The sequence below is a fragment of the Mycolicibacterium vaccae NBRC 14118 = CIP 105934 genome (assembly GCF_001552715.1).
GTDB classification, from domain to species: Bacteria; Actinomycetota; Actinomycetes; order Mycobacteriales; family Mycobacteriaceae; genus Mycobacterium; species Mycobacterium vaccae.
On record NZ_BCRS01000208.1, the window covers coordinates 1 to 9,693 of the forward strand.

Genomic DNA, 9,693 nt, shown 5'->3' on the forward strand with positions numbered 1-9,693 from the left:
CCGGCGGAGCCACCGCCGGAAACGCCTGCGCCGCCAGCGGCCGCGCCGCTCGAAGGTGAAGCGGCTGCGGGCGGTTGGCTGCTGGGTGGAGGCGTTGGCGCCGGCGCCTGGGCGGGGGCGGACGAGGCGAGTGGGGGCGCCTGGTTGGTGAACGACTGCATCGGTGTGGCTCTTGAGGCTTTCGCGGCCTCGGCCGGGGCGGCTGCGCTGGCCGGCTGGCCGGCGGCTGCCCCCGTGGGGGATGCGGTGCCTGTTGTCGGTGAGCCGGAGGTGGAAGACGGGCTGGCTGTGGACGATGCGGAAGGGGAGCTGGAGGGGCTTGAGGTGCCTAGCGGGCTGGAGGGCGAGGACGGGCTCGAGGGTGAACTGGGACTGCCGAGGCCGGTCGGCTGCGCCGCAGGTTTCGAAGGAGGCGTGGTGGCGCCGCGATAAATCGGAGTCTCAGGGGGCCTTTGATCGCCGGATATTTTTGCCGCTCCAGTCGAAGGATTTGGTACTGAGCGCTGCACTGTCGGCGCCTGGCCCCGGCTGGCCAGAAAGTCGACCCCACCCTTAGGTGCTAGCGGAGCGGTCGCCCCTGGAACTGGGGCGGGTGTGCTGAGCGGCGCTCGGGCGGGTTGCCATTCGCCAAAGGTCGGGATGTTCGCAACGGTGCTTAGGACAACGCTTGAGTTCACTGCATTTTGCGAAACTACCCAGTTTTGAATTAGCGTATTTTTCTCGAGCTCGCCTAGTCGCGGCATTCTTCTGATAGTCGCGAAGTACTCCTGGGCGGCGAGAAGGTTCTCGTTGATCACCGATTTCGCATCCGCCACGGCCCGCGCAACAGAGGTGTACCAGGAAATCGTCTTCTCGAAATGATCGCGAACTAATTCCATAGCCGCAACTCGTCCCTGAATAGCCAGAGAAGCCGCGTCAGCAGCCCCACCTTGCCACACGGCTCCTGCAGAGATCTCCGCGTGCCGCGTTTGCCACACTCCCAGAACAGTTATCAGTGTGGTAACTGCCTCTGTAAACTCGGCCGAACGTTCAACTAAGCTGGTTTCATCTATATCGGGCCAACCGGCTGGCTCAGTCATCTCCTCAATGAACTCACCGTCGGCCTTCGGGATCCCCATCTTCAGTTGCCAGCCACTCGACACGCTTCGCTAATGGACCCAGTCAACGAAGAAGCGACAACTTGAAGGTCGTTATCGGCAGGGGCGTAGGTAGGTAGGGCGCTCACGTATCCGCGACGGTACTGCGCGCTTAGAATGGCCAGGTCTGCCCAAACCGCATTCCCGCTCTGCCGGCCTATCATTTGCGCTTTAGTTGCAAATTCCTCCATAATCGGTGCCGCAGCATTATTTACCAGCCGCTGTTCCAGACTCAGATCCGCGAACGGTATATTCGGATCGACTGTTCGCCATGAAGCGGTGTCGTCGGTGAACCGCTTTGCGGCATCCAACCACTCGGGGCAAGACGTGTTTGGCGATAATAGGAACTGCTTAGCGTTTTCCGGGTCGAGTTGACGATCTATTTGCCGGGGCGCAGGGGCGGCCGGAACGAGTGAAGCACGAGCGCCTGCTGAACCGAAAGCTATCGAGTCGCAAATGGCATTCAGAGTAGAAGAGAATCCAATCGCGACGACAATAAGCCTATCATCCGCACCGACATAATTTGGCAGGTGACTTACGTAGGCTCGGCTATAGGCAATAAATTGCTCATAAAGAATCCGCATAACGCGGTGAGGAGTTGTTTTGGCAAGGGGCACAGTGCGATCAGCGGCATCTCTTGTCGCTGCTTCGAAGGCCGCATACTGATCACGTTGTTCTGGAGCCCATTCAGGGGCGGGAATCAGGGGGTCGCGCCTGTCCCAGCCAGCGCTAGCTGCGTGTGCAATCCCTGTGGAAATCGGTGACCATTCGGCGCATGTTTGGTCCGCTGTGATGATCTGCACTGGACCGGTATCTGTCGCACTTGCAACGGCAAGAGAGTTGGGCGAGCTTTCAGATGGCGGAACGGCTGGCAAGGTAGGGCCCGACGACGGCGAGCTGTCCCGAACGATCAGCGTCGTCGCTACCACCGTGGCGACGACCACGCCGAGCACGGCGAGGGTGGCCAAAGCCCATCTGCCGCCATTCCCATTTCTCTGGGCGTTAAATGGCCGTTGATTCCAGGTTGGCGGTTCCGGAGCAGCGCCCATAGCGTAGCCTTGGACAGGATCCTGTGGCGGCTGGGGCGGCGGCCATTGCCTGGGAGGCGGCGTAGTCACGCCACCCACTCCCATTCGTGCCCGATCATCTCCAATCCCTTCTGGGTCGAAGACCCGCCGTGGAATCATCAGCTGTCGTCCCAATCAGAGTACGAGACACACGGCCATCTAATGGACGCTGATTTTGACTCCGGCCGTGGTGCGCCGTGAACCCGCTTCTAGGTGAATTCCACGATTCGCTGACACACATGTGGACGGGTCGAGCCCGAGAACCGCATCTTTCCTGGAGAACGATCGCCGGTGATGTTTCAGGGAGGCCTTCGGCCCTTTACCCGGTCCGACTTCCCGTGAACCGACTCGCATCCGAGAATTTCACGAGGTCGATGCTTTTCAACCAGGCTGGGTGGCAGAACCCGCTCGAATGCTCCCAACAATGCACCTCCAGACTCACTTCTGTTGTTGCGAGTGAACGCGCCGATGCGCCACCCAGAGCTGGCCGCTGCGGGAAGTCTGTCCACGCGCACAGGCACGCTACCGATCAGCGCGAAGGGGCCGGACACCTCGACCCTGCACAAATGTCGCCGCGGTCGAGTCACTGGACCGCTCCGAATCGCGGCGGGCACCGGCGGCGGTTGAGGTGCGCCGGAGCGTTCGAGGCTAACCCGCGGTCGCCCCTGAGATCGATTGCACTATTGCCCAATTCGCTACTCCGTATCTGGGATCTCGGCGGTGATCTCGGCGACCACGGCGTCGATCCGCTCGCGGTCGGCATCGATCGCCGCTGACGCTTCGGCGCTCGCCTTGTGCAGAGCCTCGTTGACCCGGTGCTCAACCTCCTCGGCACCCAGCCGCAGCAGGCCGTCCTGGATGTAGACGTCCTTGAGCCACTGGTGACCGTTGAGCGTCACTTCGACCGTGTCGTTCTCATCGGAGGCCGTGAACGACGACGTCGCCATCTTGTCCAGCTGCTCGTCCATCAGTGCCTGCAGTCGCCGCGCTTGCCGAAGTACCGCAGCCACTTCCGGATGCATGTCGTCGGTCACTGCGAGTCCCCCTTCTTCGTGTCATCCCCACCACGGCGACGCGGCCGTACCCCGATGACCTGCTCGGTGTGCGGGCGGTCCTCCACGTAGAGCGGCTCGTCCGGTGACAGCTGCGGATTACGCTTCTTCTCACCGGTTCCGGAGCCGTGCGCACCGCCCATCATCGGCGCCATCCCACCGCCGCCCATCCCACCGGCAGCACCGCCGCCGGCACCGCTGGCGACGCCCGGCCCTGCCGCAGCGGCCGGGACGATCGGTGTCGGCGCCACTGTCTCCGCTGTAACCGCCGGTTGCATTGGCGTAGCGGGGATTCCGCCACCGCCGGCCCCGCCCCCGGAGCCGCCACCGCCGCCGCCGGCCGCGGCCGGCCTCAGGCTCGGATCACCCGGCAACTTGGGATCACCCTTGCCGGCGTTCGGCATTCCGCCCGCAGGTGAACCGCCCCCTGGCGAGCCACCTTGAGAGCCACCACCTTGAGACCCGCCCGGCGATCCTCCTTGCGAACCTTCTTGGGGCGCAGCCTGTTGTCCGCTCTGCGCTGCCTGCTCAGCTGCCGACATCGGCGACACCGGCGCTTCCTGGGGCAGCGGCGGCTGTTCTCCCGGCTGCTGGCCGCCCGACCCTGGCGTCTGCCCGGCGCCGGACCCTGGCGCGCGGCGGGCCTCGTCCTCGGACTGTGCCGGAACCCCCCGCTGGCGGGGATCGCCGTTGCGCGTCACCGGCGCGGTAGGCGCTACCGCGTCGGGACGCGGTTGCGGCGGCTGCACGGGTGTGGGTTGACCCGCTTTCGCGTAGGTCTCGCGAATCGCTTCGGACTCCTGGTAGAGCTGCTCCATCTGAAGTTGCACGGCCCGTCGGGCGCCGCCGTCCATCGGCGTGGACATCAACTGCGACTGCAGCGCTTCGTACTGGGCTCGGATCGGCGCGTTGGCTGCCTTCGCCTGGTCGTGGGCAACCGCGAGTTTCTCGGCTTCTGCCGCCAACTGGGTCCACTTGCCCGCCAACGCCTGCAGCCAGCCTCCGAACGACTTGAACTTCACGTAGGCCGCTTCAGCCGCGACGCCTTCCCAGTTCTGGATCTTGATCTCGAACGGGAGTGAGGCTTCGGCGAGCCGGGCGGCGTTGCCGCTCCACTGCGCCGCCGCGGCACGCAGCGCCGCGGCCTGATCGCCTTCGGTCAGTTTGTTGTCCGTTTCGATGGGGTCCAGGATGTCGCCGTCGGCGGCGACGTTCTCGAAGCCGGGCATCGGCGGGGGAGGCGCCGGTGCAGGTGTCGCGTTGGCCCCCACCGGTACCGGCGCCGACGCCGGAGACGACGTGCCCCCGGGAATCGTGCTGTCGATGTTTCCCGCCGACGCTTCGTCAACCGCCCGGTACGCCCGGCCGACGAGGCGAAGGGTTTCGGCGAGGCGCCGGCTTTCGCCCTTTCCCCACTCTTGTTCGGCGCCGAGCGCCTGGGCGTTCTTGACCAGGTTCCGCACCGACGCGGTTGTCGGCGTCAGCTTGTCGGGGTCTACCACCGCGACCGCGGCGGGATCGTCACCCCAGGGAATCCCCTCGATCAGCTCCGCCTTGCCGTCGAGATCGTCGGGGTCGACCTTGAGTTCGTCCGCCATTACGCGTCCTCCCCCTGCGCGGTCATGGCTCCAGCACCATCTGGTAGCGGCTTTCCTCACGCGGATTGATCAGCCGGATCGGCAGCTGCTTGTGTCGCGGAGTGGCGATGAAGTTGTCCCGCAACATGACCCGACCGACACCCGAGTGCGGTCGCAGGTACGTCGTCGCATTCGGCCACGTCACCTTCGCCACTTGGCCGATCCGCGCATTGACGAACCCGGCGAACTCCTCGAACTGCGGCTGCAGTGTCACGACTGCGCCCGCTGCCGCCGACCTCACGACGAACTGGGTGAACAGCCGCGCGTTACCCAGGTTGATGCTGACGTCGACGTCGTCGAACGGCATGTACACCGGGTAGCGGTCCGCGGTCTCCCCGACCAGCACCCCCGCGGAGCCGATGGGCAGCTCGTAGTGCCGGTCGCTGACCGGGTTCTGGCCCAGCAGCGCGGCGCGCTGGCCACCGTAGAGGCACGAAAATCCGCGTGGTGTCGAGGGATTCGCGAGCGTGGTCAGCAACACCGTGGTCGTCGGCGCCGAGCCCGGCGCGATCCGTACCCGGGTGAGCGTGTGGTCGGCGCGCGCGGACCACCAGACATCCGGCCCGCCCGGCGCGTGATAAGCGGCGGTGAAGGTGCTGCGGCCCTTGACCATCGACCACGTCTCGCGTTCGAAGCTGATCTCTGTCGCACGGTCGAAGTCGTCGAAGCTGCGGGCCGGTCGGGCGTCGACGCCCTTGCCGGACAGATGGTCGGCGATCCGCGTCGTTGAGGACACCAGGTACTGCGCCAACCCGGCGACACCGTCGCCGCGTCGCAGCGCAGACTTACGCGTCTTGTCCGGATCGGCGCGCAGCACGATCCAGGTCCGACGGTTCGCCGGCGCCGGGTACGGGCCGACGACCTGCTCGTAGAGCGCGACGAGCGCGGCCGGAGCGGTCTTACCCACCCGGTAGCCCGCCGAGACGATGTCGGCCTCCAGATCCGGGCAGTACGCGGTCAGCAGGTCTTCGACGAGCCGGGTGTCGACGACGTCGTCGGTGGCTGCGACCCCGTTGACGATCACCGTCGGGGTGAACGGTCGCGGAATGAGTTCGATCACCGACACCACGTAGTCGTCGTGCCAGCGCAGCGCGACATGGTCACCGGGCAGCACCGTGGCGCCCACGGCCGGTTCGGACGGCCGCGGCGGGGGCTGCTTGTGTCGGCGTCGCCACGCGAAAAGCGCAGCGACCCAGCCGCTGGGGCGTCGGCCGCGGATCGTCACCACCGATCCCAGACCGATCAGCACCGCCAGGGTGATGCCCAGCCACATCAGGTCCAACTGCGCGAAGACCATCAGGACCGCCGGGATCAGCGCCGCCGCCCACAGTGCGTGGCCGGTGGTGAAGCGCAGTCCGAAGATGGACACCAACCTCTTCATCGGCGCCTCAGCGCGCGTCGTGCCAACGCCCCGACACCGAGCAGTGCCGCCACGCCGCCGCTGACCACGACCACCGCGGTGATCGGCGTGCGGTCGGGCGGAGGCACGTACACCGGCGGCGGGATTTCCTTGATGTTGTACGGGATCTCGGCCGGCCCCGGCGGGACGTCCCAGGTCAATGCGGCGACCGGGTCGATCACCCCGGCACCCACCACGTTGTTCACCCCGCCGCCGGGATGCCTTGCGGTGGCGGTGATCCGGTTGATGACCTGAGCCGGCGTCAACTCGGGGAAGCGTTGCCGGATCAGGGCGGCCAGGCCCGAGACGTAGGCCGCGGAGAACGACGTGCCGGCGATCGGGATCGGTCCGTCCTCGCCCTGCAACGCGTTGACCGGATTGCCGTCGTAGCCCAGCGCGACGAGATTCTCACCGGGGGCCGCGGCACCGACCCAGGGCCCCTGCATCGAGAACCCGCTCGGCTGTCCGTTGGGCGCGATGCTGCCGACCGTGAGGACCAGCGGCGAGTACCAAGCCGGCGAGACGATGGTCTGCACCTGCTGCCATCCGCGAGGGTCGGCGGGGGCGGCGGCGTCGGGCGGCGGGTTCTGCGAGCAGTCGTTGCCCGTGTTTCCGGCGGCCACCACGATCACCGAGCCCTTGACGTTGACGGCGTAATTGATCGCGGCGCCGACGACGGCTTCGTTGATCGGGCGGGTCGTCTTGTAGCAGGCGGCCTCGCTGATGTTGATGACCTGCGCCCCCAGGTTGGCCGCGTGCACGATGGAGCGGGCGAGGCTGCGCAGGGAACCGGCGGTCTGGGTGGCGTTCGGGTCGTTCGGGTCGTTGCGGGCACCGACCGGGGAGAAACTGTCCGACGTCTGGCGCAGCGACAGGATCCGAGCATCGGGCGCCATGCCGATGAACGCGTCCGTCGGGGCGGGCCGGCCGGCAATCACGGCGGCGGTGAGCGTGCCGTGGGCGTCGCAATCCGACATACCGTTACCGCGCTGGTCGACGAAGTCGCCGCCCGGTTCGGCCGGCACCCGCGCCGAGCCGTTCACGCCGGTGTCGATCACCGCGACGGTGATCCCCGCGCCCGTCGCGAACTTCTGGGCCTCGGCGAGCCTCAGGTAGTCGTTGGCCCACGGGCGGTCGGCGAAATTCGAGTTGGGGAACACCGTCGGAGCTGCGCAGATCCGCCGCTGCTCCATCGGCTGGTCCGGACCCGTCTCATCGGGCGGAATGGCCGCCGGATCGATGATGGGCGGCTCGATGGCCCCTGCGGGCGGTGCCGTCAGCAGCACCATCGACAGTGCGGCGATCAGCGCACCAATACGCCGCACGTGATGTCACCCCCCGAAACACCTGACCCGAGCACACTGTGCTGATGGCCGGGCAGCAAACCCATCGACCACCGGCGCGCGGCCCGAAGCGTCCGCCTCAGGCTACGCGTTGCATGCACATCGGCAATGCTAAGCGTGCCGGGACAGGGGTCATTCCGCTTTCTTTCGCGCTGCTCTCGCCGAGATTGCGTCTGCGGTGGCTTCCGAGCGCCTTTTTGCGCGTGGAATGCGGTTTCGGCGAGGGGTGGCTACGCGTCGAGGTCTTTCTGCACCAGCTCGGCGATCTTGTTCATCGTGGCCTCGTCGTCGGAGTGGACGGTGACCTGGGCGCCGTTGCCCGCGCCCAGGGTCATGATCATCAGGGCGGAGCCGGCATCGACGGGTTCACCGCCGTCGACTGACAGCGTGACGGGGACGCCGGACTCGACGGCGGCCTCGGCGATGATCGCGGCGGGCCGGGCGTGCAGGCCGATGGACGATCCGACGATGACGGTCTTGCTGGGCATGGATTCTCCTTAGTGGTGACGTGACGGACGGTCAGGTGGTGACGAGCTCGGGTTCGGCCTTGTCGCCGGCCTTGATGAACTGTTTGGCCACGACGACGGCCAGTGCGGCGGCGATGGTGCCCGCGACGAGTGCGATGAGGAAACCGAGCTTGTTGTCGATGGCGAACAGCACGAAGATGCCGCCGTGCGGGGCGCGGGACGTGGCGCCGAAGGCCATGCACAACCCGCCGGTGATCGCGCCACCGAACATCATCGACGGGATCACCCGCAGCGGATCGGCCGCGGCGAACGGGATGGCGCCCTCGGAGATGAACGACGCACCGAGAAGCCAAGCGGCCCGGCCGTTCTCCCGCTCCGGCTCGCTGAACAGCCGGGGCCGGACCGTGGTGGCCAAGGCCAGGGCCAGCGGAGGCACCATGCCCGAGGCCATCACCGCGGCCATGATCTCGAACGACGCGGTGGTGTCGGCGGCGAGCCCGGCGGTGGCGAACGCGTAGGCGGCCTTGTTGACCGGGCCGCCGAGGTCGAAGCACATCATCAGGCCGAGGATGATGCCGAGGAACACCGCCGACGTGCCGGACATCCCGCTGAGCCAGTCGGTCAGGCCGGTGTTGATCAGTGCGAGCGGGCGGCCGACCAGGAAGAACATGATCAGGCCGACGAACAGCGACGCCCCGAGCGGGACGATCACCACCGGCATCAGGCCCCGGAACCATTGCGGCACCTTGAGATTGCTGATCCACAGGGCCGCGAAGCCGGCCAGCACGCCGCCGACGATGCCGCCGATGAAACCGCCGCCGATCATCACCGCGAGCGCGCCGGCGGTGAAGCCCGGCGCGATGCCCGGCCGGTCGGCGATCGCGAAGGAGATGTAGCCGGCCAGCGCCGGGACCAGGAAGCCGAACGCCAGGCTGCCCAGCGCGAAGAGGATGGCACCCAGGTATTCGAGGAAGCCGCCCGGAGGCAGGTTGGTCAGCGAGTAGTTCAGCGCGATGTCGTTGCCGGTGTCGGAGATCTCGTACCCGGCGAACAGGAAGCCCAGTGCGATCAGCAGCCCACCCGCGGCGACGAACGGGATCATGTAGCTCACGCCGGTCAGCAGGATCTGCCGGGTGCGGGTGCCCCAGCCGACGTCTCCCGACGGTGCGTCCGACGCGGTCGCGCCGGATCCCTCGACCCGCGCAGCGTTCGGATTGTCCGAGGCGGCAACGGCTTCGGCGATCATCTTGGCCGGCTCGTTGATCGCCCGCTTGACCCCGGACGTGACGACGGGCTTGCCGGCGAAGCGGCCTCGGTCCTTGACGCCGATGTCGGTGGCGAAGATGACGGCGTCCGCCTTGGCGATCGTCTCGGACGGCAGCGGAGTGCTGCCCGAGGAGCCCTGGGTCTCGACGACCAGGTTCACTCCGGCCTCCTTGGCCGCGGCGACCAGCGCGTCGGCGGCCATGTAGGTGTGGGCGATGCCCGTGGGGCATGCGGTGATCGCGACGAGGGTCTTCGCGGGGCGCGTCTCGGCCGGCGTGCCCGCCGGAGCCGCCGCCGAACCCGCAGCCGTCGTGCCAGCCGCCCCC

Annotated in this window: 7 protein-coding genes and 1 pseudogene; 1 reads left to right on the plus strand and 7 read right to left on the minus strand. The window is 67.1% G+C overall.

What is annotated here, in order from left to right:
• Positions 1-432, plus strand: a pseudogene (locus MVA01S_RS32275) (hypothetical protein); the annotation flags it as partial.
• Positions 433-1,120: 688 nt separating this feature from the next.
• On the opposite strand, the gene MVA01S_RS30620 reads toward MVA01S_RS32275, so the two are convergent.
• The 7 genes from MVA01S_RS30620 to MVA01S_RS26855 all read right to left on the minus strand — a co-directional run.
• A complete protein-coding gene (locus tag MVA01S_RS30620; protein ID WP_237024311.1) occupies positions 1,121-2,185 on the minus strand; it encodes an ESX-1 system-associated protein in 1,065 nt (354 codons plus the stop codon).
• Positions 2,186-2,898: 713 nt separating this feature from the next.
• Positions 2,899-3,237: a YbaB/EbfC family nucleoid-associated protein gene (locus tag MVA01S_RS26830; protein WP_003930730.1), complete on the minus strand. Its 339-nt coding sequence runs from the start codon at positions 3,235-3,237 to the stop codon at positions 2,899-2,901.
• The gene (locus tag MVA01S_RS26835; protein ID WP_003930731.1) at positions 3,234-4,853 is read right to left on the minus strand and encodes a PPE domain-containing protein; all 1,620 of its coding nucleotides are present in this window, start codon (positions 4,851-4,853) and stop codon (positions 3,234-3,236) included. The genes MVA01S_RS26830 and MVA01S_RS26835 overlap by 4 nt, the downstream gene beginning before the upstream one ends.
• A 22-nt stretch (positions 4,854-4,875) precedes the next feature.
• Complete coding sequence (gene eccE / locus MVA01S_RS26840; protein ID WP_003930732.1) at positions 4,876-6,273, minus strand: type VII secretion protein EccE; 1,398 nt, start codon at positions 6,271-6,273, stop codon at positions 4,876-4,878.
• On the minus strand, positions 6,270-7,616 hold the full coding sequence (gene mycP, locus MVA01S_RS26845) for a type VII secretion-associated serine protease mycosin (RefSeq protein ID WP_003930733.1): 1,347 nt from the start codon (positions 7,614-7,616) through the stop codon (positions 6,270-6,272). The genes eccE and mycP overlap by 4 nt, the downstream gene beginning before the upstream one ends.
• A gap of 248 nt (positions 7,617-7,864) precedes the next feature.
• Positions 7,865-8,122 (minus strand): HPr family phosphocarrier protein, encoded by a 258-nt coding sequence (locus MVA01S_RS26850; RefSeq protein WP_003930734.1) that lies wholly within the window; start codon positions 8,120-8,122, stop codon positions 7,865-7,867.
• A gap of 31 nt (positions 8,123-8,153) precedes the next feature.
• Positions 8,154-9,693, minus strand: a 1,540-nt coding sequence (locus MVA01S_RS26855) for a PTS fructose transporter subunit IIC (protein WP_060941763.1), incomplete at its 5' end; no start/stop codon positions are given.

What these genes read in the sequence shown, in the direction of transcription:
- eccE (WP_003930732.1), bottom strand. Translation starts at nt 6,273, where the DNA reads ATGAAGAGGTTGGTGTCCATCTTCGGACTGCGCTTCACCACCGGCCAC.
- MVA01S_RS26850 (WP_003930734.1), bottom strand. Translation starts at nt 8,122, where the DNA reads ATGCCCAGCAAGACCGTCATCGTCGGATCGTCCATCGGCCTGCACGCC.
- MVA01S_RS30620 (WP_237024311.1), bottom strand. Translation starts at nt 2,185, where the DNA reads ATGGGCGCTGCTCCGGAACCGCCAACCTGGAATCAACGGCCATTTAAC.
- MVA01S_RS26835 (WP_003930731.1), bottom strand. Translation starts at nt 4,853, where the DNA reads ATGGCGGACGAACTCAAGGTCGACCCCGACGATCTCGACGGCAAGGCG.